The 24,293-nt window shown below is 74.1% G+C and carries 20 protein-coding genes; 12 read left to right on the top strand and 8 right to left on the bottom strand.

All coding sequences use genetic code 11. The features are described from left to right. Positions 1-37: 37 nt before the first annotated feature. The 3 genes from ccrA to ADK52_RS11545 all read right to left on the bottom strand — a co-directional run bounded on the left by ccrA (position 38) and on the right by ADK52_RS11545 (position 4,606). On the bottom strand, positions 38-1,375 hold the full coding sequence (ccrA, locus tag ADK52_RS11555; RefSeq protein ID WP_053689664.1) for a crotonyl-CoA carboxylase/reductase: 1,338 nt from the start codon (positions 1,373-1,375) through the stop codon (positions 38-40). A 401-nt stretch (positions 1,376-1,776) separates the two neighbouring features. After that, on the bottom strand, positions 1,777-2,604 hold the full coding sequence (locus tag ADK52_RS11550; RefSeq protein WP_078988252.1) for a TetR family transcriptional regulator: 828 nt from the start codon (positions 2,602-2,604) through the stop codon (positions 1,777-1,779). Positions 2,605-2,791: 187 nt separating this feature from the next. After that, the gene (locus ADK52_RS11545) at positions 2,792-4,606 is read right to left on the bottom strand and encodes a 3-hydroxyacyl-CoA dehydrogenase family protein (protein ID WP_053689662.1); all 1,815 of its coding nucleotides are present in this window, start codon (positions 4,604-4,606) and stop codon (positions 2,792-2,794) included. 445 nt (positions 4,607-5,051) lie between these two features. On the opposite strand from ADK52_RS11545, the gene ADK52_RS11540 reads away from it, so the two are divergent. Together ADK52_RS11540 and ADK52_RS11535 are read left to right on the top strand one after the other, a co-directional pair. After that, a complete protein-coding gene (locus tag ADK52_RS11540; RefSeq protein ID WP_053689720.1) occupies positions 5,052-5,600 on the top strand; it encodes an adenylosuccinate lyase in 549 nt (182 codons plus the stop codon). A 13-nt stretch (positions 5,601-5,613) separates the two neighbouring features. Next, complete coding sequence (locus ADK52_RS11535; protein ID WP_078988256.1) at positions 5,614-6,099, top strand: RidA family protein; 486 nt, start codon at positions 5,614-5,616, stop codon at positions 6,097-6,099. 310 nt (positions 6,100-6,409) lie between these two features. Here the strand turns inward: ADK52_RS11535 and ADK52_RS11530 are convergent, their stop codons facing one another. Both ADK52_RS11530 and ADK52_RS11525 read right to left on the bottom strand, forming a co-directional pair. Next, complete coding sequence (locus ADK52_RS11530) at positions 6,410-8,002, bottom strand: alpha/beta hydrolase (RefSeq protein ID WP_107090031.1); 1,593 nt, start codon at positions 8,000-8,002, stop codon at positions 6,410-6,412. Positions 8,003-8,114: 112 nt separating this feature from the next. Next, complete coding sequence (locus ADK52_RS11525) at positions 8,115-9,155, bottom strand: Rv2578c family radical SAM protein (protein ID WP_053689661.1); 1,041 nt, start codon at positions 9,153-9,155, stop codon at positions 8,115-8,117. Between the two features lie 234 nt (positions 9,156-9,389). Here ADK52_RS11525 and ADK52_RS11520 point away from each other — a divergent pair, with 234 nt between their 5' ends. The 4 genes from ADK52_RS11520 to ADK52_RS11505 all read left to right on the top strand — a co-directional run bounded on the left by ADK52_RS11520 (position 9,390) and on the right by ADK52_RS11505 (position 14,319). Then, positions 9,390-9,833, top strand: a complete 444-nt coding sequence (locus ADK52_RS11520; RefSeq protein ID WP_053689660.1) for an SRPBCC family protein — start codon at positions 9,390-9,392, stop codon at positions 9,831-9,833. A gap of 248 nt (positions 9,834-10,081) precedes the next feature. Beyond that, entirely contained in the window at positions 10,082-10,915 is an 834-nt protein-coding gene (locus tag ADK52_RS11515) for a M55 family metallopeptidase (RefSeq protein WP_053689659.1), read from the top strand. Next, positions 10,908-12,257: a M20/M25/M40 family metallo-hydrolase gene (locus ADK52_RS11510; protein ID WP_053689658.1), complete on the top strand. Its 1,350-nt coding sequence runs from the start codon at positions 10,908-10,910 to the stop codon at positions 12,255-12,257. Before ADK52_RS11515 ends, ADK52_RS11510 begins: the two co-directional genes overlap by 8 nt. 13 nt (positions 12,258-12,270) lie before the next feature. Beyond that, positions 12,271-14,319 carry a prolyl oligopeptidase family serine peptidase gene (locus ADK52_RS11505; protein ID WP_053689657.1) on the top strand — a complete coding sequence of 683 codons (2,049 nt, stop codon included), beginning with the start codon at positions 12,271-12,273 and terminating at the stop codon, positions 14,317-14,319. On the opposite strand, the gene ADK52_RS11500 is transcribed toward ADK52_RS11505, so the two are convergent. Both ADK52_RS11500 and ADK52_RS11495 read right to left on the bottom strand, forming a co-directional pair. Further along, positions 14,316-15,629, bottom strand: a complete 1,314-nt coding sequence (locus ADK52_RS11500) for a serine hydrolase domain-containing protein (RefSeq protein WP_078988251.1) — start codon at positions 15,627-15,629, stop codon at positions 14,316-14,318. The genes ADK52_RS11505 and ADK52_RS11500 overlap by 4 nt on opposite strands. A gap of 95 nt (positions 15,630-15,724) precedes the next feature. Next, positions 15,725-16,498, bottom strand: coding sequence for a hypothetical protein (locus tag ADK52_RS11495; protein ID WP_420714847.1), 774 nt, complete (start codon positions 16,496-16,498; stop codon positions 15,725-15,727). A 35-nt stretch (positions 16,499-16,533) separates the two neighbouring features. Between ADK52_RS11495 and ADK52_RS11490 the strand changes: the two genes are divergently transcribed. The 3 genes from ADK52_RS11490 to ADK52_RS11480 all read left to right on the top strand — a co-directional run bounded on the left by ADK52_RS11490 (position 16,534) and on the right by ADK52_RS11480 (position 20,073). Next, the gene (locus tag ADK52_RS11490) at positions 16,534-17,112 is read left to right on the top strand and encodes a GNAT family N-acetyltransferase (RefSeq protein WP_053689655.1); all 579 of its coding nucleotides are present in this window, start codon (positions 16,534-16,536) and stop codon (positions 17,110-17,112) included. Between the two features lie 4 nt (positions 17,113-17,116). After that, a complete protein-coding gene (locus tag ADK52_RS11485; protein ID WP_053689654.1) occupies positions 17,117-18,016 on the top strand; it encodes an arginase family protein in 900 nt (299 codons plus the stop codon). 89 nt (positions 18,017-18,105) lie between these two features. Further along, the gene (locus ADK52_RS11480) at positions 18,106-20,073 is read left to right on the top strand and encodes a DUF5107 domain-containing protein (protein WP_053689653.1); all 1,968 of its coding nucleotides are present in this window, start codon (positions 18,106-18,108) and stop codon (positions 20,071-20,073) included. Between the two features lie 71 nt (positions 20,074-20,144). Here the strand turns inward: ADK52_RS11480 and ADK52_RS11475 are convergent, their stop codons facing one another. Next, a complete protein-coding gene (locus ADK52_RS11475; RefSeq protein WP_053689652.1) occupies positions 20,145-20,972 on the bottom strand; it encodes a methyltransferase domain-containing protein in 828 nt (275 codons plus the stop codon). A 194-nt stretch (positions 20,973-21,166) separates the two neighbouring features. Between ADK52_RS11475 and ADK52_RS11470 the strand changes: the two genes are divergently transcribed. From ADK52_RS11470 to ADK52_RS11460, 3 genes are all read left to right on the top strand, one after another. Beyond that, the gene (locus ADK52_RS11470; RefSeq protein WP_053689651.1) at positions 21,167-21,739 is read left to right on the top strand and encodes a TIGR03086 family metal-binding protein; all 573 of its coding nucleotides are present in this window, start codon (positions 21,167-21,169) and stop codon (positions 21,737-21,739) included. Between the two features lie 123 nt (positions 21,740-21,862). Continuing rightward, complete coding sequence (locus tag ADK52_RS11465; RefSeq protein WP_053689716.1) at positions 21,863-23,080, top strand: aminotransferase class I/II-fold pyridoxal phosphate-dependent enzyme; 1,218 nt, start codon at positions 21,863-21,865, stop codon at positions 23,078-23,080. Positions 23,081-23,143: 63 nt separating this feature from the next. After that, the gene (locus ADK52_RS11460; RefSeq protein WP_078988249.1) at positions 23,144-24,292 is read left to right on the top strand and encodes an MBL fold metallo-hydrolase; all 1,149 of its coding nucleotides are present in this window, start codon (positions 23,144-23,146) and stop codon (positions 24,290-24,292) included. Position 24,293: the final 1 nt, after the last annotated feature.

Below are 24,293 nucleotides of genomic sequence, written 5' to 3'. Positions count from 1 at the left end.
CCTTTGGCCCTTGAACGATCTCAGACGGTCGGGCGGATCAGATGTTGCGGAAGCGGTTGATGGCTTCCAGGTGCGTCGCGCGCATCTCGTGGTCGCGCACGCCCAGGCCCTCCTCGGGGGCCAGCGCGAGCACGCCGACCTTGCCCTGGTGGAGGTTGCGGTGGACGTCGTAGGCCGCCTGGCCGGTCTCCTCCAGGGAGTAGACCTTGGACAGCGTGGGGTGGATCTTGCCCTTGGCGATCAGGCGGTTGGCCTCCCACGCCTCGCGGTAGTTCGCGAAGTGGGAGCCGATGATCTTCTTGAGGGACATCCACAGGTAGCGGTTGTCGTACTCGTGCATGTAGCCCGAGGTCGAGGCGCAGGTGGTGATGGTGCCGCCCTTGCGGGTGACGTAGACGCTCGCACCGAAGGTCTCGCGGCCGGGGTGCTCGAAGACGATGTCGATGTCCTCGCCGCCGGTCAGCTCGCGGATGCGCTTGCCGAAGCGCTTCCACTCCTTGGGGTCCTGGGTGTGCTCGTCCTTCCAGAACTTGTAGCCCTCGGCGCTGCGGTCGATGATCGCGGTCGCGCCCATCGCGCGGCAGATGTCCGCCTTCTGCGCGCTGGAGACCACGCAGATCGGGTTGGCGCCGCCGGCCAGTGCGAACTGGGTCGCGTACGAGCCGAGCCCGCCGCTGGCGCCCCAGATCAGGACGTTGTCGCCCTGCTTCATGCCGGCGCCGTTGCGGGAGACCAGCTGGCGGTAGGCGGTGGAGTTGACCAGGCCGGGGGAGGCGGCCTCCTCCCAGCTGAGGTGGTCCGGCTTCGGCATCAGCTGGTTGGACTTGACCAGTGCGATCTCGGCGAGGCCGCCGAAGTTGGTCTCGAAGCCCCAGATGCGCTGCTCGGGGTCGAGCATCGTGTCGTTGTGGCCGTCGGAGGACTCCAGCTCGACCGAGAGGCAGTGCGCGACGACCTCGTCGCCCGGCTTCCAGGAGTTGACGCCGGGGCCGGTGCGCAGGACGACGCCCGCGAGGTCCGAGCCGATGACGTGGTACGGGAGGTCGTGGCGCTTGCTGAGGTCGCTCAGCTTGCCGTAACGCTCCAGGAAGTTGAAGGTCGACACCGGCTCGAAGATCGACGTCCAGACCGAGTTGTAGTTGACCGAGGAGGCCATGACGGCCACCAGGGCCTCGCCCGGGCCGAGCTCCGGCACCGGGACCTGGTCGAGGTGCAGGGACTTGCGCGGGTCCTTCTCACGGGTGGTGAGCCCCGCGAACATCTCCGCCTCGTCCTTGTGCACGGTGATCGCGCGGTACGAGTCGGGGAGCGGCAGGGCCGCGAAGTCGGCGGCCGTTGCGGCCTGCGACTGGATCGCGTCCAGGATGTCCTTCACGGTGTGCCTCCGGCGAGCGCTGAGGGTGCGCTGAGGGATACGCGGGTGCGTGGAACGGGTGTGGTGTGGGTGGTGCTGCGGTGCTGCGAATGCCGTCGGTCCGGCGGAGCTGTGGTGCTGGCGCGACGCCCGTGGTGGGGCGTGCGCGCGGCCTGGTGACGCAGGCATCCGGGGCGCGGTTCGTGCCGAGTGGGCGTGGACCGCGGGGACATCCGGACGAGATTCAACGTATGGCACCCCGTGTCACTCAGCAAGGCACCGCGTGCCAAAACTTTCTCTCATTTGCCTATTGACCTGCGCATATGAGCGATGATCGATCAGAGTTACCGGTGAGTAGGGGCAAGTCGGACAAATAAAAGCGGCCGCCCCCGGAACGGGAGCGGCCACTGTGATGTGTGCGACTACTGCTTGTTTCTGAGTGCTTCCTCGATGGTCCGCATGACCTCGTCGAGCGGGGCGTCCGTACGGGCCACCGCCACCAGCACCTCGCCCTGCGTACGGACCTCCGCCGGCGCGGCCGGAGCCGGGGCCGGCGCCGCGCCCAGGGTGCGGCCCGCGCCGATCCCGGTGCCGAAGGTCTTCCGCACGATCGAGAAGGCGTGGTCCAGCTGCGCCTCCACGTCCCCCTGGCCCCCCGCCCGCAGCCAGCGCCGCAGCACGTGGTTGTGGGCCGTCACCACCGCCGAGGCGGCCACCTCCGCCAGCAGCGGGTCGTCATTGCCGTCGTGGTGGTCGGTCTCGTCGAAATGGGCCAGCAGATAGCGGGTGAACAGCCGCTCGTACCGGGCCACCGAGGCGATCTCCCGCTCCCGCAGCGCCGGCACCTCGCGGGTCAGCCGGTAGCGCTCCACCGACACCGCCGGCGACGCGGCGTACATCTTCATGACTTCCTTGATCCCGCGGCACACCGTGTCGAGCGGGTGCTCGTGCGCCGGGGCCACGTCCAGCACCGCCTCGGCCCTGGTCAGGGTGTCGTCGTGGTCCGGGAAGATCGCCTCTTCCTTGGACCGGAAGTGCCGGAAGAAGGTCCTGCGCGCCACCCCCGCCGTCGCGGCGATCTCGTCGACCGTCGTCGCCTCGTACCCCTTGGTCGCGAACAGCTCCATGGCGGCGGCGGCGAGCTCGCGGCGCATCTTCAGACGCTGGGCGGCCGCCTTGGTGCCGGCCGCGCTCTCCGTGCTGTCGGAGGCCGTGGCGGCGCGGGACGAGGTCTTGGCGGGCTGGGACATAGAGCGAAAGTACTTCATTCGCGCGGGGGAGCGCGCCTGAGGGGGGTGGGGCGGTGGTGGATGCGGGGGAGGGCCGGCACTGGGCACACAGTGCTCGTCGGGAGGGTTCGTCTGCCGTGAGGGTGCGGCAGACCCGAGCAACCCTCCCCACGCATCCGGCTCTGGGGGCACCTGGCCAGGGCGCTGCTTACCGGCGGGCGTACTCACGGAATCCGCGGCCGGTCTTGCGGCCCAGGCAGCCCGCCGCCACCAGGTGCTCCAGCAGCGGGGAGGGGGCCAGGCCGGGGTCGCGGAACTCCTTGTGGAGCACCTTCTCGATCGCCAGCGAGACGTCCAGGCCGACGACGTCGAGGAGCTCGAAGGGCCCCATCGGGTAGCCGCCGCCCAGCTTCATCGCCGCGTCGATGTCGTCGAGGCTCGCGTAGTGCTGCTCGACCATCTTCACGGCGTTGTTCAAGTACGGGAACAGCAGCGCGTTCACGATGAAGCCGGCCCGGTCCCCGCAGTCCACCGGGTGCTTGCGCACCTTGACGCAGACCTCGCGGACCGTGGCGTGCACGTCGTCGGAGGTCAGGACGGTCCGGACCACCTCGACCAGCTTCATCGCCGGAGCCGGGTTGAAGAAGTGCATGCCGATCACGTCCTGCGGACGCGAGGTCGCGCGGGCGATCGCGATCACCGGCAGCGAGGAGGTCGTGGTGGCCAGCACCGCGCCCGGCCTGCAGACCTTGTCGAGGGCGGCGAACAGCTCCTGCTTGACCGCCAGGTCCTCGGCGACGGCCTCCACGGCCAGGTCCACGTCGGCGAAGGCGTCCAGCGAGCCGGCCGGGCTGATCCGCTCCAGCGTCCGCGCCGCGTTCTCCTCGGTCAGCTTGCCCTTGGACACCGCACGGTCCAAGGACTTGCCGATCGCGGCCTTCGCGGCGGCCGCCTTCTCCTGGCTGCGGGCGGCGAGCACCACCGCGAAGCCGGCCTGCGCGAAGACCTGCGCGATACCGCTCGCCATGGTGCCGGAGCCGGCCACGCCGACCTTCGCGACCGGGCGGCCCTCGCCGAGCCGGGCCCCGTCCAGCGGGGTCTGCGCGTCGCGGACGATCGTGGAGCCGCCCGGCTCCCCGTACGTGTAGAAGCCGCGCCCGGACTTCTGCCCGGTCAGGCCGGCCTCGGCGAGGTGGCCCAGGATCGGGGCCGGGGCGTGCAGCCGGTCGCCGGAGGAGGCGTACATGGCCTCCAGGACGGTCCGGGCGGTGTCCACGCCGATCAGGTCGAGCAGGGCGAGGGGGCCCATGGGCAGACCGCAGCCGAGCCGCATCGCCGCGTCGATGTCCTCGCGGGAGGCGTACTTCGACTCGTACATCGCGGCGGCCTGGTTGAGGTACCCGAAGAGCAGGCCGTCCGCGACGAAGCCGGGGCGGTCGCCGACGGAGACGGGCTCCTTGCCGAGCTCGCGGGCCAGCACGGTGACCGCCTCGACGGCCGGCGGGGCGGTGAGGACGCTGGAGACCACCTCGACCAGCTTCATCGCCGGGGCCGGGTTGAAGAAGTGCAGGCCGAGGACGCGCTCGGGGCGCTGCGACTCGGCGGCGAGCCGGGTCACCGAGAGGGCGTTGGTGCCGGTGGCCAGGATCGTGTCGGGGCGGACGATCGCGTCGAGCTCGCGGAAGAGGCGCTGCTTGAGCTCGTAGCTCTCCGGGACGACCTCGATGACGAGGTCGGCCTCGGCCGCGGCGGTCAGCTCGGTGAAGGTGCGGAAGCGGGCGAGCACGCCCTCCCGCTCCTGCTCGGTGAGGCGCTCGCGGGCCACCGAGCGGGCCGTGGCGGCCGCGAGGGCGGCGGTGGCCCGGCGGGTGGCGGCTTCGCTGATGTCGATGCCGATGACCTCGCGGCCGGCCTGGGCGAGGACCTCGGCGATGCCGGTGCCCATGGTGCCGAGGCCGACGACGGCGATCGTCTGGAAGGCGGGCCGGCCGGTGGACTGACTGGACGTGGACGGAAGGTCCATCGCGGGACTCCAGTGGAAGAGGGTGACGACTGAGGGCGCCGCACGGCGCACGACGCGCGGCGGGAGAACCGGCCCGCGAAGAAGTGCGGGGCGGAGAACGGCGGACCCTGTCCCGGGGCCACGCCGTACACGAAGGGCAACAGAGGTAGCTGGTGCACGTGAGTCGTGGGAGCTACCGAACCGACTGATACGGGGCGGCTGCGTCACCAGGCCGGCCTCGTACGTTGAAAGGAGCGTAACCCGCGGGTAACTGCCGCGCCAGAGCGCGGAGATGTGACCTGTACCGCCCAAATGTACCGATCATCGATCATCGATCAGTCATCTGCGGAAACCCGGCGTGGCGGCGGCCGCGCCGCCCTAGGGTGGCCGGGTGAACGACGTGCTGGAGCGCCTGCGAACGGAAGCCGGGCAGTCGGGGGAGACCGGCGCGTCCGGGGAGTCCGGCGTGTCCGGCGTGTCGGGGGAGTCGGGGGGATCCCCTCGGTACGAGGAACTGCTCGCGGCGGACCCCGACGCGCTGGCCGCCTCCCTGACCTCCGCCGGCCTGCCCCTGTGGGCCCGCGAACTGGCCGCGTACCGCCTCGGCCTGGCCGGCGACCGGCGGGCCTTCGAGCCGCTGGTGCTGCTCCTCAACCACCGGGACCCGCCGCGCTGCGCGGCCGCCGCCGAGGCGCTCGCCGCCCTGGGCGACCCGCGCACCGCCCGCGCGGCGGCGGCCCTGACCACCAACACCCTGCGCACGGCCTACGCCCTCCAGCCCGTACGGCTCCTCACGACCCTGCGCGCCCCCGAATCGGCGCCGGTCCTGATGGCCACGCTGTCCCGGCTGCTGTCCCCGCACGAGCCCTACTGGCGGGTGGCCCTGGCCTGCGTCGAGGGCCTCGGCACCCTCGCCGACCCGCGTGCCCGCGAGGTCCTCACCCAGGCCCAGTCGCACCCCCGCCTCGCGGTGGCGGCGACGGCGGCCCTGCGCAAACTGCGGCGACCGCGCTGACATGATCGACCGCATGATCGACTTCACGACCAGGCCCGACGACAGCCATGACCACCGCCGTGACGACGGCCATGACGACCGCCACATCACCCGCATAGCCGCGCCGGAAGGAGTCCACCCCGGCACGGGCTACAGCCACGTCGCCTGGGGCACCGGGCGCTTCATCGCGGTCTCCGGACAGTGCGCCTTCGACGAACAGGGCCGGATCGTCGGCGCGGGCGACGCCGCCGCGCAGGCCCGCCAGGTGTTCGAGAACCTCCGGCGCTGCCTGGCCGCGGCCGGGGCGACCTTCGGCGACGTGGTGAAGCTGACGTACTTCGTCACCGACATCGCCCACCTCCCTGCGGTCCGGGAGGCGCGCGACGCCGTCATCCCCGCCGACCGGCTGCCGGCGTCCTCGGCCGTCCAGGTCGCGGCCCTGGTCCGCCCGGAGCTCCTGCTGGAGGTGGAGGCCTTCGCGGTCCTGCCGGCCCCGCCCGTCCCGTCAGCCGGAGGCTGAAGCCCCGCCCGGTGCGTGGGCGGCCACGGGCTCGCGGCCCGCGGCGCCCTCCGCCCGCCGGCCCAGGACCCCGCCGGGCGCGGCCGCATCGGGCGCTGCGGGCGCGTCGGGCGCATCGTGCGCGGCGGCCGGGCGGCGGCGGTCCGCCGCCCGCTGGATCCGCTGCCTTCCGCCGGGCGGGCAGCGGTATCAGCTTCTTCACCGCAGGTGCCCCAGCTCGTGTCCGCGCGTCCCGTCCCGTGCACCGAGGTGCCGGGGACGGGACGGGCGAAGCGCCGCAAACCGTTACATGCGGCAGCGGGCCTGATCCTCAGCCGCGGAAGCCCAGGAGGCCGTGGAGGGCCGTGCCGCCGGCGGTCGCGGGGACCGCACGGGTGGACGTGGTCGGCTTCGGGGCCGGCTGGGCGGCGCAGGTGGCGTCCGAGGCCTGGCCCGTCCGCAGGTACGCCGCCACCTTCTCGTCCAGGCACTTGTTGCCGCTGAGCGCGACCCCGTGGTTGCCGCCGCCCTCCTCGACCACCAGCGCCGATCCCTTCAGCTTCCCCTTCATGCTCAGCGCCCCCTCGAACGGGGTCGCCGCGTCCTCCGTCGCCTGGAGCAGCAGGGCCGGCGGGAGGGAGGCGTTGGTCACGTCCGGCGCCGCCAGCGGCTCCGTCTGCCAGAACGCGCAGGGAGCGTTGTACCAGGCGTTGTTCCAGGTCATGAACGGGGCCTTCGCGTGGGTGCGCCACATGTCCGCACGCCACTGGTTCCAGTCCTTCGGCCAGGCGGAGTCGCGGCACTGGACCGCCGTGTACACGCTGTAGCTGTTGCCCGCGGACGGCTCCACCGCCCCGAACCGCTCGTACGCCGCCACCAGCGGCTTCGGGTCCTTCGCCACCTCGTACGCCGAGAAGGCCTCGGCGAGGACCGGCCAGTAGCCGTTGTAGTAGCCGCCCGGCATGTACGTGTCCTCCAGCTCCGCCGGGCCCACCTTGCCGCCCGCCGGCGTCGCGCGCAGGGCGTCGCGCATCGCGTACCAGCGCTCCTCGACCCCCGCCGGGTCGGTGCCCAGCCCGTACTTCCCGTCGTACTGGGCCACCCAGGCCAGGAAGGACTTGTGCCGGGCGTCGAACGCCTGGTCCTGCGCGAGGTTGTCCTCGTACCAGACCCCGCCCGGGTCGACCACGGAGTCCAGGACCAGGCGGTGCACCCGGTCCGGGTGGAGCTTGGCGTACACCGCGCCCAGGTAGGTCCCGTACGAGTAGCCGAAGTAGCTGAGCTTCGCCGCGCCGAGGGCCCCGCGCAGCACCTCGAGGTCGCGGGCGGCGGAGACGGTGCCGATGTACGGGAGCACGTCCGCGTGCTTGGTCTGGCAGGACTCGGCGAAGGACTTCACCCGGTCCAGATTGGCCTGCTCGGTCTGCGCGTCGAGCGGTACGGAGTCCGGGCGCACGGGGGTGAAGTGGCCTGGCCCGCAGTCGAGGGTGGGCTCGCTCTTGCCGACGCCGCGGGGGTCGAAGCCGATCACGTCGTACTGGGCGGCCACGTCCTTCGGCAGTGCGGAGGCGATGAACCCGGCCAGGCTCCGGCCGCTGCCGCCGGGCCCGCCGGGGTTGACCAGCAGCGGGCCCTGCGAGGTGGCGGCGGTGTGCGGGACCCGGGTCAGGGCCAGGGAGATCTGCCGGCCGGCCGGGTGGTCGTGGTCGAGCGGGACCTTGAGGGAGGCGCACTGCAGCGTCGGATAGCGCGGGGTCGCACAGCCGGTCCAGCGCAGCGCGGCGGGCGCGGCGACCGGCGCGGCGGCCGACGGCGTGGCGCCCGCCGGGCTCGTGACGACGGCGGCCACGGTCGCCGTGGCGACCGACAGCAGGACGGCGGCGCGCTTCGTCAGCGGGCCGCGCTTCTTCGCAGGGTGCAGCATGGGGCCTCCCAGCCGAGGGTTCTGGGCGGAATCGTCCCGGAAACCACGCCGGGAAGGCGGGATTGGGCCGCTGATTGGCCCGATGTGATGAGCTTTCAGGGGCCGTACGAGGTCACAGCAGGCTGAGCTGCACCGGATCGGCGGGCGCGGGTCCGGCGGGGCGTTCGGGGAGGGGGATCCTGCGGGCCGCGCCCCGCCGGGAGGGGCCGATGCCGAATTCGGCGGCGAGTTCGTGGACTTGGCGGGTGATCTGCCGCTGGTACCAGGTGGGTGCGTACGAGCCGCTCGCGTACATCCGCTCGTACCGTTCGACGAGGTGGGGGTGGTGGGCCCCCAGCCACGCCGTGAACCACTCGCGGGCGCCCGGCCGCAGATGGAGTACCAGGGGTGTCACGGAGGTCGCACCGGACTCGGCGACGGCCCGGACGGTGGCCCGCAGCTCCTCGGGGGAGTCCCCGAGGAAGGGGATCACCGGGGCCATCAGCACCCCGCACTCGATCCCGGCGTCGGTGAGGGTCCGTACGGCTCCCAGCCGGGCGGCGGGGGAGGGCGTACCGGGTTCGACGGTCCGCCACAGGGCGGTGTCGGTGAAGCCGACGGAGACGGAGATGCCGACGTCCGCGACCTCGGCGGCCTGCCGCAGGAGCGGGAGGTCGCGCAGGATCAGCGTCCCCTTGGTCAGGATGGAGAAGGGGTTGGCCCGGTCGCGCAGGGCCTCGATGATCCCGGGCATCAGCCGGTAGCGGCCCTCGGCGCGCTGGTAGCAGTCGACGTTGGTGCCCATGGCGATGTGCGCGCCGGTCCACCGGCCCGAAGCGAGTTCGCGGCGCAGCAGCTCGGGGGCGTTGGTCTTGACGACGATCTGCGAGTCGAAGCCGATGCCGGTGTCGAGGTCGAGGTAGCTGTGGGTCTTGCGGGCGAAGCAGTACACGCAGGCGTGGCTGCAACCCCTGTACGGGTTGACCGTCCACTCGAACGGCATGCGCGAGGCGCCGGGCACCCGGTTGAGGACCGAGCGGGCGCGGACCTCGTGGAAGGTGATCCCGCGGAACTCGGGGGTGTCGAAGGTCCGGGTGACGACGGAGGCGGCCCCGAAGAGCGCCCCTGCGGCGTCGGGGGCCCCTGGCCCGCCCGTCAGATTGTCCCAGCGCATGAGCGCCTCCCTCGGTCTCTCGGCCCCGAGAATAGAACAAACGTTCCCATGATCGTGCGGGCCGAGTCCGGGTCGGTCGCCGCCGCGGGCTCGGGAAGGGCTGAGGCCGGGGCGCCCGCGGGCCGAGCCCCCTCCCGTCCGCGGGCACTGCCGCGTCCGACCCGGATTTGGGCGCGTGCCCCGGAGGTGGTTGGCTTGCCGCGACGAGCGGACACAACTGCTGGAGGAACAGCTATGGCGCAGGTCGAGGCCACCACGGAGCGGATCATCGCGGCAGACGCGGAGACCGTGTTCGACGCGCTGGCGGACTACACCGGGACCCGGGGGAAGCTGCTGCCCGAGCACTTCAGCGAGTACGAGGTGCGCGAGGGCGGCGACGGCGAGGGCACCCTCGTCCACTGGAAGCTCCAGGCCACCAGCAAGCGCGTGCGCGACTGCCTGCTGGAGGTCACCGAGCCGACCGACGGCCAGCTCGTGGAGAAGGACCGCAACTCCACCATGGTCACCACCTGGGTCGTCACCCCGGCCGGCGAGGGCAAGTCCAAGGCCGTGGTCACCACCGTCTGGAACGGCGCCGGCGGCATCGGCGGCTTCTTCGAGCGCACCTTCGCCCCCAAGGGCCTCGGCCGCATCTACGACACCCTGCTGGCCAACCTGGCCGCCGAAGTCGAGGGCTGAGCACGGCGGTTGCCCCGCCGCGGCACTGCCGTCGGCAGTGCCGCCGGCACCGGGCGGCTCACCGGATCGGGTGGAATTCCCGGCCGGTGCGAGCCCCCGGCCCGGGCGTGCCCCCGGGCCGGAGCGGGCCCGCGCGGCTAGGCTGGAACTCTGCGCGGAAGCAGCGTGGAGGCCCGCCCGGACGGTTCCGTCCGTGCCGGCCGCCCCGCGACGACGCGCCGTGCGCAGCCGACCGCCCGGGGGGCCCGATGAAGATCCTCGTCTCCGCCGACATGGAAGGCGCCACGGGCGTCACCTGGCCCGCCGACGTCCTGCCCGGCACCCCCCAGTGGGAGCGCTGCCGCCCCATGTTCACCTCGGACGTGAACGCGGCCGTCCTCGGCTTCCTCGACGGCGGCGCCGACCAGGTCCTCATCAACGAGGCCCACTGGACCATGCGGAACCTGCTGCTCGAACAGCTCGACGAGCGGGCCGAGATGCTCACCGGCCGCCACAAGTCCCTCTCCATGGTCGAGGGCGTCCAGCACGGCGACGTCGACGGCGTCGCGTTCGTCGGCTACCACACCGGCGCCGGCTCCGAGGGAGTCCTCGCCCACACCTACCTCGCCAACTCCATCACCGGCGTCTGGCTGAACGGGGCCCGCGCGAGCGAGGGATTGCTGAACGCGCACGTCGTCGCCGAGTACGGAGTGCCCGTCATCCTCGTCACCGGCGACGACCTGACCTGCGCCGACGCCGACGGCTACGCGCCGGACGCGCTGAAGGTCGCGGTCAAGGACCACGTCTCCCGCTACGCCGCCGTCTGCCGCACCCCGGCCCGTACCGCCGCCGACATCCGGGCCGCCGCCAAGGAGGCCACGGCCCTCGCCGTGCGCCGGGATCCCGTGCGCGGCGGCCCGTACACCGTGGAGCTGGAGTTCGACGCCGCGCACCTGGCGATGGCCGCCACCGTCGTCCCGGGCGTCGAACGCTTCGGGGAACGCAGGGTCGCGTACACCAGCGAGACGATGTACGAGGGGATCCGGACCTTCAAGGCGGTCACGACGGTCGTCTCGGCAGCCGTGGAGGAGCAGTATGGCTGACATGCCCGCAGTCACCCAGGAGTCCCCGGTCGACCAGGTCGCGCTCGACGAAGCCGTCGCGTTCACCTCCGGCCTGATCCGCATCGACACCACGAACCGGGGCGGCGGCGACTGCCGCGAGCGCCCCGCCGCCGAGTACGTCGCCGAGCGGCTCGCCGCCGCCGGCGCGGAGCCGGTCCTGCTGGAGCGCACGCCCGGCCGCACCAACGTGGTGGCCCGGATCGAGGGCGCCGACCCCGGCGCCGAGGCCCTCCTCGTCCACGGCCACCTCGACGTGGTCCCCGCCGAGGCCGCCGACTGGAGCGTGGACCCCTTCTCCGGGGAGGTCCGCGACGGGGTGGTCTGGGGACGCGGCGCCGTCGACATGAAGAACATGGACGCGATGGTGCTGGCCGTCGTACGGTCCTGGGCGCGGGCCGGGGTCAAGCCGCGCCGGGACATCGTGATCGCCTACACGGCGGACGAGGAGGACAGCGCGGTCGACGGCTCGGGGTTCCTCGCCGACCAGTACGCGCACCTCTTCGAGGGCTGTACGGAGGGGCTGAGCGAGTCCGGCGCCTTCACCGTGCACAACGGCCCCGGCCAGGCCCTCTATCCGATCGCGGCCGGTGAACGCGGCACCGCCTGGCTGAAGTTGACGGCCCACGGCACGGCGGGACACGGCTCCAAGCCCAACCGGGCCAACGCCGTCAGCCGGCTGGCCGGCGCCGTGGCCCGGATCGGCGAGTACCGCTGGCCCGTACGGCTCACCGGCACGGTCGCCGCCTGCATCACCGAACTCGCGGCCCTCCAGGGCCTGTCGGTCGACCCCGGTGCCCGCGGCTTCGACCTCGACGCGGTCCTCGGCAAGCTCGGCCCGGCCGGTCTGCTCGTCGAGGCGACCGTGCGCAACAGCGCCAACCCGACCATGTTCAGCGCCGGTTACAAGCTCAACGTCATCCCGGGCACGGCCACCGCGTACGTGGACGGCCGGATGCTGCCCGGCACCGAGGCGGAGTTCATCGCCACCCTCGACGAGCTCACCGGCCCCGACGTCACCTGGGAGTTCCACCACCGGGAGGTGGCCCTCGAAGCCCCCGTGGACGGACGGACGTTCGGGATCCTGCGCGAGGCCGTGGAGCGTTTCGACCCCGACGGGCACGTGGTGCCGTTCTGCATGGCGGGCGGCACCGACGCCAAGCAGTTCTCCCGGCTCGGGATCACCGGATACGGCTTCTCCCCGCTGAAGCTGCCGCCCGGCTTCGACTACTGGTCCCTCTTCCACGGTGTGGACGAGCGGGTCCCCGTCGAAGCCCTGCACTTCGGCGTACGCGTCCTCGACCACGCCCTGCGGACCCTGTGATGGTGAGCCGGTGATGGCGGTGCCGACCGGGCCCTACGGCAGCTGGCCCTCGCCCCTCGACGCGGCCGTCGCCGCCTCGCTCGACGGGCGGCCCGAGTACGTGGGCACCGTCGGCCCCGAGGTGTGGTGGACCGAGCCCCGCCCGGCCGAGGGCGGCCGCCGCGCCCTGGTGCGCCGGCCCGCGGACGGCGGCCCCGAGACCGCGGTGCTGCCGGCCCCGTGGAACGTCCGCAGCCGGGTCACCGAGTACGGCGGCCGGCCCTGGGCGGGTACCGAACGGCCCTCGGGCGGGCCCCTGTTGGTGTTCGTCCACTTCGCCGACCAGCGGATGTACGCGTACGAGCCCGACGCGCCCGGCGGCGGCCGCGAGCCGCGGCCCCTCACCCCCCTCTCCGCGGTCGGAGGCGGACTGCGCTGGGCGGACCCCGTCCTGCGCGACGGCGAAGTCTGGTGCGTGCTGGAGGAGTTCACCGGGCCCGCGCCGACCGACGTACGCCGGGTGCTGGCCGCCGTACCGCTGGACGGCTCGGCCGCCGAGGACCGGTCGCTCGTCCGTGAACTCACCGACGACCGGCACCGGTTCACCACCGGGCCGCGGTTCTCCCCCGACGGGCTCCGGGCGGCCTGGCTGGTGTGGGACCACCCCCGGATGCCGTGGGACGGCACCGAGGTACGGCTCGCCGAGGTCGGGCCCGACGGGACGCTGGCCGGGGCCCGCACCGTACTCGGCGGCCCGGAGGAGTCCGTGGCCCAGGTGGAGTGGAGCTCGGGCGGGGCGCTCCTCGCCGTGAGCGACCGCAGCGGCTGGTGGAACCCGTACCGGGTGGATCCGGTGACCGGCGAGGCCGTCAACCTGTGCCCGCGCGAGGAGGAGTTCGGCGGCCCCCTGTGGAAGCCCGGGCTGAGCTGGCTGGCCCCGCTCCCCGGCGGGCTCGTCGCCGTCCTGCACGGCCAGGGCTCCTCCGTGCTCGGCGTCCTCGACCCGGAGAGCGGCGACCTGGTGGACGCCGCCGGACCGTGGACGGCCTGGCAGCCGACCCTCGCCGCGTACGGCAACCGCGTCTACGGGGTCGCGGCCAGCCCGCGCAGCGCCTACGAGGTCGTCGAGCTCGACGTCGAGGACGGGCACGCGCGGGTGGTCGGCGCCGCCGGCGTGGACCCGGTGGACCCCTCCTACTACCCCGAACCGCAGAGCCGGACCTTCCTCGGCCCGGGCGGGCGGGAGATCCACGCCCACATCTACCCGCCGCACCACCCCGCGCGCCGGGCCCCCGCCGACGAACTGCCCCCGTACGTGGTGTGGGCGCACGGCGGCCCCACCGACCACGTGCCGCCCGTACTCGACCTGCACATCGCGTACTTCACCTCGCGCGGCATCGGCGTGGCCGAGGTGAACTACGGCGGCTCCAGCGGCTACGGGCGCGCCTACCGGGAGCGGCTGCGCGAGCAGTGGGGCGTCGTCGACGTGGAGGACTGCGCGGCGGTGGCCCGGGCCCTGGCCGCCGAGGGCACCGCGGACCGGGCCCGGCTCGCCATCCGGGGCGCCAGCGCGGGCGGCTGGACGGCGGCGGCCTCGCTGGCGGCCACCGACCTGTACGCCTGCGGGACGGTCATCTACCCCGTGCTGGACCTGCTGGGTTTCGCCGAGGAGACCCACGACCTGGAGTCCCACTACATCGACGGCCTGGCCGGATCCCCGCAGACCCTGGCCGTACGGTGCCGCGAGCGCTCGCCGCTGGCCCGGGCCGGGCGGATCACGGCGCCCTTCGTACTGCTCCAGGGACTGGAGGACCCGGTCTGCCCGCCCTCCCAGGCGGAGCGGTTCCTGGCCGCGCTGCGGGGCCGGCCGGTGCCGCACGCGTACGTCGCCTTCGAGGGCGAGGGCCACGGCTTCCGGCGGGCGGAGACCATGATCCGCGCACTGGAGGCGGAACTCTCCCTGTACGCCCAGGTGTTCGGCATCGAACGGACGGACGTCCCGCGCCTGGTCCTGGAGCCGAGCCCGGCCGCCGCCGACGCTGCGGATGTCACCGACGCCACCGACGAGGTCGAAGAGGCCTAGCCGGTGGGGAGGTCGAGGCCGGTGTAGATCTGGTTGAGCACGGTGGGCAGCAGGGCCTGGGCGGTGGTGCGGCCGTCGGGGGACAGGGTCAGGTTCGTCCAGATCACGAGCGTGACGTCGTTGGCCGGGTCGTGGCCGATGAAGGAGTTGAAGCCCGGGAGTTCACCGCCGTGGTAGTACATCGCGGAGTTCGGGCCGAAGCGCTGGTAGGCGATGCCGTAGCCGTACTTCTGGCCGTCGGGCGCGGCCGGGTCCTCGGCCTGCGGGCTGCGGAGCCACTGCTGTTGGGACGCGGGGTCCAGCACCCCGCCCCTCACCAGGGAGCGGATCCAGGTGGCCAGGTCGTCGGCGGTGGAGACGGCCCCGCCCGCGGCGGTGGCGTAGGAGGGGTTCTGCCGGGTGTAGTCGAGGGGCCGCAGCTTCCCCGTCCGCGCCGCCTCGCGCATCGCGGGGGAGTACGGGTCGTCGGCCAGGGCGTAGGCCGTACCGCCGTACATGTAGCCGTGCGCGGAGGGCTCGGGCAGCGACCGGTCGTCGGCGGCCGGCAGCAGCGTTCCCTTCATGCCCAGCGGGGTGAACAGCCGGTCCCGGAACTGCTGGGCCAGGGGCCGGCCGCCGGCCTTCTCGGCGACCAGGCCCAGCAGGGCGTAATTGGTGTTGGAGTACTCGTAGGACGCGTCGGGCGCGAAGTTCGGCGGGTGCCGGTAGGCGATGGCCAGGACCTGCTGCGGGGTCCAGGCCTTGCCGGGGTCGGCGTCCAGCGCCGCCGCGAGTTCGGGTGCGTTGGTGTAGTTGTAGAGCCCGCTGCGCATCTTCAGCAGTTCGGCCAGGGTGATGTGCGCGCCGTTCGGCACCCCCGGGACGTAGGCGGACACCGGGTCGTTCAGCCGGAGCTTGCCCTCCCGGGCGAGGAGCATGATCAGCGCTGCCGTCATGGTCTTGGTGTTGGAGGCGATCCGGAAGTGGTCGTCCGTGCCGGGCGGTGTGGTCTGGCCCAGCTCCGACGTGCCGACGACGGCCCGGTACGTGCCCTGCGGGGTGCGCAGCAGCACCACCGCGCCGGGCACCATCAGCTTCTTCGCCGCGCGGTCGACGGTGGCCTGGAAGGCGGCCGGCTCGATCGGTTTGAGGGGCGGCGGGATACGGGTGGGGGCGGGGGCGGTCATCGTCGCCGCGGGAACGGGAGTGGGCGACGGGTCGGCGCGTGCCACGGCGGCGGCCGCGCCGAGCGGAGGGCCGCCCCCCGCGATCAGGAGGGCGATGCAGGGTGCCAGCAAGACCGTGCGCCGGCGTGCTCGGGAGGACCTCATGCACTCACCCCAACCCGATTTGGGCAGAATCACCCAATTTTAGCAGCGGGTCCGGAGGGGGGCCGCCGGGCCGCCTCCGGACCCGCCGGGCCGCGCTACGCCGTGTGCAGCCAGACGCGGAGCGGGCCCAGCGGGGTGAAACCGTGCCGGAGGGCCGTGTCCAGGTCGTCCCCGGACTCGTAGCCGACGACCGGGAGGCCGGGCCAGAGGCGGGCGACCGCCGCGAGCGCGCCCCCCCAGGCCTCGCCGCCGGGGGCGCCGTCCGCCGTGAACACGTTGGAGAGGCCGACGACGGCGCCCGTACGGTGGGCGGCGGCCCCGGCGACGATGCGCCCGTCGGCCGCCCGCCCGGCGAGGAAGGCGATCTCCGGCGTGAGCAGGCCCGGACGGAACAGGCCGGTGCTCTCCCCGCCGCTCCACGCCGCCTCCCAGGCGGCCAGCTCCCCGGCGCCGGTGACGCGGGTCCAGGCCAGGGCGGGGGAGGGCACGACCGGAGCCGGTGCGACCGGAGCAGGCGCGTCCCGTACCGGTGCGTCCGGAGCCGGCGCGTCCCGTACCGCCGCGTCCCCCGGCCGGTGGATCCACTCGGCGCCGAACAGCACCTCGAACCCCGCCGGAGCCAGGTCCAGCGCGGCGAAGCTGTCCTTGACCGAGCAGCCGGGGGAATCGGTGTCCATCCCGGCCAGCAGCTCGTCCGCCGAGGCCCCCCGGGTCAGGGTCACGCCGTCGGGGTAGTACGGCGGGGTGCGGCGCGCGCTGGTCCAGGCGTCGGCCGCGAACGTGCCGCCGCCGCTGACCGCCGCGCACCACTCGGCGTTGTTGCGTACCGCCGCGCGCAGCAGTTCTTCGGTGTCAAGGTCGATGATCACGCGGCGGAGCCTGCCACAGCTCATAGCCTGGGCGGATGTCATTTTCGACGTACCTCCGCGAGGGCGAGCACGTCGGGCTGCGGCCCTTCCGGCTCGCCGACGGCCCCGAGTTCACCGCGCGCGTGCACGAGAGCCGCCACCTCCACCACCCCTGGCTCTCCCCGCCGGCGACGACCGAGGAGTACGAGGCCTACGCGACCCCGCTCATCGAGGGCACCGGCCGGGTGGGTTTCCTGGTCTGCGAGCGCGGTACCGGGGCCATCGCGGGCTTCGTCAACATCAACAACATCGTCAACGGAGCCTTCGACTGCGGTGCGCTCGGCTACGGCGCCTTCGCGCACGCCGCCGGGCGCGGCCTGTTCCGGGAGGCGCTGGGGCTCGTGGTGGTGCAGGCCTTCGCCCCCGAGGACGAGGGCGGCCTCGGGCTGCACCGGCTGGAGGCCAACGTCCAGCCGGGGAACGCGGCCTCCCTCGCGCTGGTCCGCGGGGCCGGGTTCCGGAAGGAGGGGTTCTCGCCGGAGTTCCTCTTCGTCGACGGGTCCTGGCGCGACCACGAACGCTGGGCGATCACCGCCGAAATGTCTGGTCCTGCGGCCGCTGATCGCGCAGGATGAGGAGATGCGAAACCTGGTGCTCCTCGACGCCCCGTCCAATCTGGGGCTGCGCCCGCCCGCACCCGCCACCGTCCCCGGCGTCTACAAACTGGCGGGCGCGCTGCGCGAGCAGGGCCTGCTGAGCCGGCTCGGCGCCCGCGAGGGCGGCGTGGTCGTGCCGCCGCGCTACGACCGCGGCAACTGGCGGGAGGGCGACGGGGTCTTCCACGCCGGCCCCCTCGCCGCCTACACCCTCGCCCTCGCCGACCGGATCGAAAAGCACCTGCGCGCCGGGGAGTTCCCCGTCGTCCTCGGCGGGGACTGCTCGATCCAGCTCGGCGCCAGTCTCGCCATGCGCCGCGTCGGACGGTACGGACTGGCCGCGATCGACGGTTCCGCCGACTTCCGCCACCCCGGCAACGAAGCCGTCAACGGGCCCGTCGGAGCGGCCGCCGGGGAGGAGCTGGCCCTCGCCACCGGCCGCGGCCAGGCCGGCCTCGCCGACCTGGAAGGGCGCGGGCCCTACCTCCGGGACGAGGACGTACGGCTCTTCGGACTGCGCGACGGCGACGGGGACCTGCCCGAGCTGCGGGCCGCGGGGATCTCCACGGCCACCGTCGGGGACATCCGGGCCCGCGGCGCCGGCGCCGTGGCCCGCGCCGCGCTCGTCGGCCTCCACCCGCCGGACACCGACGGGTTCTGGGTCCACCTCGACGCCGACGTGCTGGACCCCGGCGTGATGCCCGCCGTCGACAGCCCCGATCCCGGCGGCCTGCTCCCCGGCGAACTCGCCGGACTGCTCTCGGTTCTGGTGGGCTCCCCGCGCTGCGTCGGCCTCAACGTCACCGTCTACGACCCGGACCTCGACCCGGACGGGCGGTCCGCGGCGCTGCTCGCGGACCTGGTCGTCGGCGCGTTCGCGTAGCGCTCCGGCCAGGGCTTTGCGCAATCCTGACCGGTGATGATCCGCGGAACCCCTGTGCACCGGCCGCCCCGGCGTGTTCCATTTCCCGTATGGCCACCACCGTCCGCCGCGCCGTACTGAACCTGCCCGCAGCCCCCTTGGGCCCCGAGAACCCGCTGCCCGTACTGCGCGCGCCCGCCGACGCGCACACGCTGGACGAACGCTCGCGCGAGGGACTGCCGCGCGACATGGCCCGGCAGATCGGGTACGAGCCGCTGCGCTCGCTGCTGCCGGTGCGGATGCGGGACGGCTACCGACGGCGCAGGCAGGAAGGCGAGTTCGAAGCCGTCGTCATCGAGAACGCGCACCTGCGCGTCACCGTGCTGCCCGGACTCGGCGGACGCGTCCACTCGCTCGTGCACCTGCCCACCGGGCGGGAACTCCTCTACCGCAACCCGGTGTTCCAGCCCGCCAACTTCGCCCTCAACGGCGCCTGGTTCTCGGGCGGCATCGAGTGGAACATCGGCGCCACCGGCCACACCACCCTCTCCTGCGCCCCGCTGCACGCCGCGCTCGTACCGGCGCCCGACGGGGGCGTGATGGTGCGGCTCTGGGAGTGGGAGCGGCTGCGGGACCTCCCGTTCCAGGTGGACCTGTGGCTGCCGGAGGACTCGGAGTTCCTGTACGTCGGCGTCCGCGTCCGCAATCCGCACGAGCGGGCCGCCCCCGTGTACTGGTGGTCCAACATCGCCGTCCCGGAGGACTCCGGCACACGGGTGCTCGCCCCCGCCGACGAAGCCTGGCACTTCGGGTACGAGCGCGCGCTGCGGCGGATCCCGGTGCCGCGGTGGGAGGACGAGGACCGTACGTACCCGCTGCGCAGCGAGTATCCGGCCGACTTCTTCTACGAGGTCCCGGACGGGGCCCGGCCGTGGATCGCCTCGCTGGACGCCGAGGGGCGCGGGCTCGTCCAGACCTCCACGGCCCGGCTGCGCGGACGCAAGCTGTTCGTCTGGGGCTCGGGGGAGGGCGGCCGGCGCTGGCAGGAGTGGCTGACCGAGCCCGGCACCGGCGGCTACGCCGAGGTCCAGGCCGGCCTCGCCCGGACCCAGCTGGAGCACGTACGGCTGGAGGCCGGGGCGGAGTTCAGCTGGCTGGAGGCGTACGGACCGCTGGCCGCGGACCCGGGACCGGTGCACGGCCCCGACTGGGCGTCGGCCCGCTCCGCCGCGCAGACGGCCCTGGCGGCCGCCCTGCCCCCGGAGCGGGTCGAGGAGGCGTACGAGGCGTGGCGCGGGTCCGCCGACACCGAACCCGGGGAGCGGCTGGCGGCGGGATCGGGGTGGGGCGCGCTGGAGGTGCTGTGCGGCGGGCACAAGCTGCCCGGCACGCCCTTCCCGGAATCGGGGCTCGGCGAGGCCCAGGCGCCCTGGCTGGAACTGTGGCGCACCGGGGTCTTCCCCGCCCCGCGGCGGGTGGCGCCGCCGGGGCCCAGCCTGGTCGCCCCGCACTGGCGGGACATGCTGGAGACGGCCCCGGCGGATCCGCTGACCGAGTACCACCTCGGCGTGGCCCAGTGGCACGCGGGCGACGTGGCGCAGGCGGTGCGCAGCTGGGAGCGCGGGCTGGCGCTGGCGCCCTCGCGGTGGCCGCTGCTGCGCTGCCTGGCGGTGGCGGACGCGCTGGCCGGTGACCCGGCGCGGGCGGCGCAGCGGTACGCCGAGGCCTTCGAGGACCTGGCCGAGGAGAGCCGGGGCGGCGAGCCGTGGACGGCCGCGGAGTCCGCGCTGGGGCGGGAGGCGATGACGACGCTGCTGGCGTCCGGCCGCCTGCCGGCGGCGCGGGCGGTGTGGGACCGGCTGCGGCCGGCGCTCCGCGAGGAGGGCCGCTTCCGCCTGCTCGCCGCGCGGCTGCTGGCGGCGGAGGGCCATGTGGGCGCGGCCCGCCGGGTGTTCGAGGACGGCTTCGAACTCCCGGACCTGCGCGAGGGTGACGAGGTCCTGTCGGAGGTCTGGTCCCGCATAACGCACCGGCCGCTCCCCGCGTCGTACAACTTCCGCATGCGCCCGCCGACGTAGGGCCCGCCCGCCCGGCATGCCCGGCTCACGCCCCGGTCCGCCCGCCGGCCCGGCTCACGCCCCGGCCCGGCTCAGGCCCGGGCCAGGACCTCGCCGTTCAGGACCGAGAACCAGGCGTCCGGGGAGGCCGCCCAGCGGTGCCAGGCCTCGGCGACGGCGGTCAGTTCGGCCGGGGTGGCGTGGCCGGCGTCGGTCGCGAGGGACGCGTACGCCGAGGCCGTCGTGCGGTCCGCCCACAGGGAGGACCACCACGCCGTCTCCTCCGCGGTGGCGTAGCACCAGGCCGTCGCCGACGAGGTCACCTCCGTGAACCCGGCCGCCCTCGCCCAGGACAGCAGGCGGCGTCCGGCGTCCGGTTCGCCGCCGTTCGCGCGGGCCACGCGGCGGTACAGACCCAGCCACTCGTCGAGGCCCGGCTCGGCCGGGTACCAGGTCATCGCCGCGTAGTCGGCGTCCCGGGCTGCCACGATCCCGCCCGGCCGGCACACCCGCCGCATCTCGCGCAGGGCCCGGACCGGGTCGCCGACGTGCTGGAGCACCTGGTGGGCGTGGACCACGTCGAAGGAGCCGTCCGGGAAGTCCAGCGCGTGGACGTCCGCGGTGGCGAACGTGACCGCGTCGGCCAGGCCGCGCTCCCGCACGTACTCCGCGGCCTGCCCCAGGACGTCCGCCGCCGCGTCGACCGCCGTGACCCGGCCGCCCGGCGCGACCAGTTCCGCCAGGTCCGCCGTGATGGTCCCCGGACCACAGCCCACGTCCAGGACCGACATCCCCGGCCGCAGCTCGCCGATCAGGTACGCCGCCGAGTTCGCGGCGGTGCGCCAGCGGTGCGAGCGCAGTACGGATTCGTGGTGCCCGTGCGTGTAGACGGCGGTTTCCTTCGTCTCCCCGGTGCTCATGTGCCGACTCCTCCTCGTCGTTGAAGCGTTGTGATCACCGTAGGGGATCGGTTCGGTGGATGAGATATGCGTTTTGGTATATGGACACCACGCTGGTGTGGCAAGGGGAGCGGGCAGGTCGGTGGCAGGGGGAGGGAGGCGCGAGGACAGTGGGCTCCAGAGATCCGGCCCCCTGGCAGAGGACGGTGAGAGCCATGCCGGACACGCTGCTCGACCAGCACGCCGAGGCCCTGCGGTTCTTCGGAGAGCGGGTGCGCGCCGTCGCGGACGGCCAATGGGGCGCACCGACCCCCTGTACGGAATGGAGCGTCCGCGACCTGGTCAACCACGTCACCGGCGAGCAGCTCTGGATCCCGCCGATGGTCACCGAAGGGCGCACCGTCGAGGAGATCGGCGACGCGTTCTCCGGCGACGTGCTCGGCGAGGACCCGGCCGCCGCCTGGGAGCGGGCGTCGGGCGCCGCGCACGCCGCGTTCACCGCGCCCGGGGCGCTGGACCGCACCGTCAGGCTCTCGTACGGGCCCGCGCTGGGCCGGGCGTACTGCGCGGAGCTGACCGCCGACTGCGTCGTGCACGCCTGGGACCTCTCGCGGGGAATCGGCGCCGACGACCGGCTCCCGGACGGGCTGGTCGAGTTCGCCCTCAAGGAGGTCATGCCGTACGCCGACGGGCTCGCGGCCAGCGGCTTGTTCGCCGCGCCGCTGGACGTGCCGGCGGGCGCGAACGCCCAGACCCGGCTGCTGGCCCTGGTGGGCAGGAAGGGCTGAGCCCTCCGCCGCCCGCCGAAGGACGACAACAGGCGTACCCCCGTGAATCGCCGTATAAAGGGCATGTTCGGGCCGGGTCGGCAGTACGCGTACGGAACGGGAAAGCAGGGCGAGGTGCCGGGGATGCAGCGCACGGCGGAGGGCCGCGGTCCGGTCCGCTACGGGCCGCCCGCGCCCGAGCCCGGCCTGCCCGTGCTCCCCGAGCTCACCGCCGTGATCGCCGCGGCCGCCGAGCGCTCCGCCCCCGAACCCCCGGGCGGCGGGGAGCCCGTACGCGAGGCCGCCTGCCGGCACTGGGGACGCCGCGGGCTGCCCACCGCGCCGGAGAACGTGGCCGCCGGGCCCGGCGCGCCCGCCCTGCTGCTGGCACTGCTCGGCGCGTACGGGGGCGACGTGATGCTGCCCCGGCCCTGTCCCGCATGGTGGACCCCGCAGGTCCGGCTGCTGGGGCGGCGGGCCTACCACGTGCCGACCCCGGCCGAATGCGGCGGCATCCCGGACCCGTACGCCCTGCTGGAGACCGTACGGAGGGTGCGCGCCGAGGGCGGCGACCCGCGCGTGCTGCTGCTGTCGGTGGCCGACGACCCGACGGCGACCGTGCCCCCGCCCGAGATGCTGCGCGAGGCCTGCGAGGCCGCAGGGGACGCCGGGCTGTTCGTCGTCAGCGACGAGAGCTGGCGCGACACCGTGCACCGGCCGCACGACACCCTGGTCCTGAGCCCGGCCGAGATGCTGCCCGACCAGGCCGCCGTACTCCTCGACCTGTCCGGAGCGCTGCTGCCCGCCGGGTGGCCGGCGGCCGTGGTCCGCTTCCCCGGCACCCCGCGCGGCACCTGGCTGCGGGCCCGCACCCTCGACGTCCTCACCGCGACCGGGGCCATGGTCGCGGGGCCGGTCGCCGGGGCCGCGGCGTACGCGCTCGACGAACCCGACGCCGTCGCCGGGCGCGCCTACGCGGCGGCGGCGCTGCACGGGGTGGTCGCCGCGGCGGCCCACCGGGAGCTGCTGGCCGTCGGCGCGCTCGCCCGGCCGCCGCAGGCGGGGCGCCACCTGTACGCCGACCTGACCCCGCTGCGCGCCGGGCTGGCCCGGCAGGGCGTCCGCGACGCGATGGAACTGGAGGACTACCTGGGCGGCCGGCTCGGCGCGCCCACCCCGGGCGGGCAGCGCTTCGCCGACGAACTGGGCGCGCTGCGGGTCCGCCTGTCGACGGGCCCGCTGCTCGGCGCCACCCCGGAGGAGCGGCTCGCCGCGCTCACCGCGCGCGACCCCCTCGGCCTCCCCCACGTACGGGGCTCCCTGGACCTCCTCGGATCGGTCCTGGCCGCACTGAGCTCCTGACGTCCCGACCTCCTGTCCTGCCCGACACGACGAGCCCGCTGTGCGGCGAACGGAGAGCTCTTGATGAGGGATCAGACGGAAACCCCCGCACCCCCGGGCCCCGCGCCCACCGGCCTCGCGGACGCACCCCTGCCCGTCGCGGTCCGCCCGGGCACCGGCCGGCGCCGAGCGGCACCGCGGCCGTTGGGCGAGGTACGGAGCTGGCCGCGCTCCTTCGCCGACCGGCTGACCACGCCGCTGCCCGGGGTACGTGCCTTCGCCCGGCTCGCGCGCGAGGGCGCGTTCCGGCCCGGCCCCGACGGGCTGCGCGGCATCCCCGACCTCCCGTACGCCCCCGCCCCGCTGCCCCCGGCCGGCCCCGGGACGCTCTGCGCCACCTGGGCGGGCCACGCCAGCTGGGTGCTGCGGATCGGCGGCCTGACCGTCCTGACCGACCCCGTCTGGTCACGGCGCATCCTCGGCACCCCGGCGCGGATGACCCCGGTCGGCGTGTGCTGGGAGGAGCTGCCGCCGGTGGACGCGGTGGTGATCAGCCACAACCACTACGACCACCTCGACGCCCCCACCCTCAAGCGGCTGCCCCGGCACACCCCGCTCTTCGTCCCGGCCGGCCTGGCCGGCTGGTGCCGGCGCCGTGGCTTCGGCCGGGTCACCGAGCTCGACTGGTGGGAGTGCGCGGAACTGGGCGGCGTACGGTTCGACTTCGTCCCGGCGCACCACTGGTCGAAGCGGTCGCTGCTCGACACGTGCCGGACGCTGTGGGGCGGATGGGTGCTGAGTGACGTGCGGGCCGCCGGGACGCCGAGGAAGGTGTACTTCGCCGGGGACACCGGGTACGGGCACTGGTTCGGGGAGATCGGGCGGCGCCATCCGGGGATCGACCTGGCGCTGCTGCCGATCGGGGCGTACGCGCCGAGGTGGTGGCTGAGGGATGTCCACGCCGATCCGGAGGAGGCCGTTCAGGCCTGCCGGGACGTCGGGGCGAGGCGCATGGCGCCGATGCACTGGGGCACGTTCGTGCTGTCGGCGGAGCCGGTGACGGAGCCGCTGGAGCGGGTCCGGGCGGCTTGGGCCCGGGCCGGGCTGTCCCGGGAGGACCTCTGGGACCTCCCGATCGGCGGCTCGCGCGCGCTCGGGCCCGCGGGGTCCGGTGTCCGCGGGTCCGGTGTCCGCGGATCCGGAGCATGCGGGTCCGCCGTCACCGGGGGATGAG

This window comes from Streptomyces sp. WM6372 (genome assembly GCF_001279655.1).
In the GTDB taxonomy this organism is placed as follows: Bacteria; Actinomycetota; Actinomycetes; order Streptomycetales; family Streptomycetaceae; genus Streptomyces.
Note: the sequence above shows the minus strand (reverse complement) of the source record. Positions and strands in the feature narration are given on the sequence as shown.

Bases quoted from the DNA above. Each gene is read 5' to 3' on its own strand.
- ADK52_RS11550 (WP_078988252.1), bottom strand. From the start codon at position 2,604: ATGTCCCAGCCCGCCAAGACCTCGTCCCGCGCCGCCACGGCCTCCGAC.
- ADK52_RS11545 (WP_053689662.1), bottom strand. From the start codon at position 4,606: ATGGACCTTCCGTCCACGTCCAGTCAGTCCACCGGCCGGCCCGCCTTC.
- ADK52_RS11535 (WP_078988256.1), top strand. From the start codon at position 5,614: ATGATCGACTTCACGACCAGGCCCGACGACAGCCATGACCACCGCCGT.
- ADK52_RS11530 (WP_107090031.1), bottom strand. From the start codon at position 8,002: ATGCTGCACCCTGCGAAGAAGCGCGGCCCGCTGACGAAGCGCGCCGCC.
- ADK52_RS11525 (WP_053689661.1), bottom strand. From the start codon at position 9,155: ATGCGCTGGGACAATCTGACGGGCGGGCCAGGGGCCCCCGACGCCGCA.
- ADK52_RS11520 (WP_053689660.1), top strand. From the start codon at position 9,390: ATGGCGCAGGTCGAGGCCACCACGGAGCGGATCATCGCGGCAGACGCG.
- ADK52_RS11515 (WP_053689659.1), top strand. From the start codon at position 10,082: ATGAAGATCCTCGTCTCCGCCGACATGGAAGGCGCCACGGGCGTCACC.
- ADK52_RS11510 (WP_053689658.1), top strand. From the start codon at position 10,908: ATGGCTGACATGCCCGCAGTCACCCAGGAGTCCCCGGTCGACCAGGTC.
- ADK52_RS11505 (WP_053689657.1), top strand. From the start codon at position 12,271: ATGGCGGTGCCGACCGGGCCCTACGGCAGCTGGCCCTCGCCCCTCGAC.
- ADK52_RS11500 (WP_078988251.1), bottom strand. From the start codon at position 15,629: ATGAGGTCCTCCCGAGCACGCCGGCGCACGGTCTTGCTGGCACCCTGC.
- ADK52_RS11490 (WP_053689655.1), top strand. From the start codon at position 16,534: ATGTCATTTTCGACGTACCTCCGCGAGGGCGAGCACGTCGGGCTGCGG.
- ADK52_RS11485 (WP_053689654.1), top strand. From the start codon at position 17,117: ATGCGAAACCTGGTGCTCCTCGACGCCCCGTCCAATCTGGGGCTGCGC.
- ADK52_RS11480 (WP_053689653.1), top strand. From the start codon at position 18,106: ATGGCCACCACCGTCCGCCGCGCCGTACTGAACCTGCCCGCAGCCCCC.
- ADK52_RS11475 (WP_053689652.1), bottom strand. From the start codon at position 20,972: ATGAGCACCGGGGAGACGAAGGAAACCGCCGTCTACACGCACGGGCAC.
- ADK52_RS11470 (WP_053689651.1), top strand. From the start codon at position 21,167: ATGCCGGACACGCTGCTCGACCAGCACGCCGAGGCCCTGCGGTTCTTC.
- ADK52_RS11465 (WP_053689716.1), top strand. From the start codon at position 21,863: ATGCAGCGCACGGCGGAGGGCCGCGGTCCGGTCCGCTACGGGCCGCCC.
- ADK52_RS11460 (WP_078988249.1), top strand. From the start codon at position 23,144: ATGAGGGATCAGACGGAAACCCCCGCACCCCCGGGCCCCGCGCCCACC.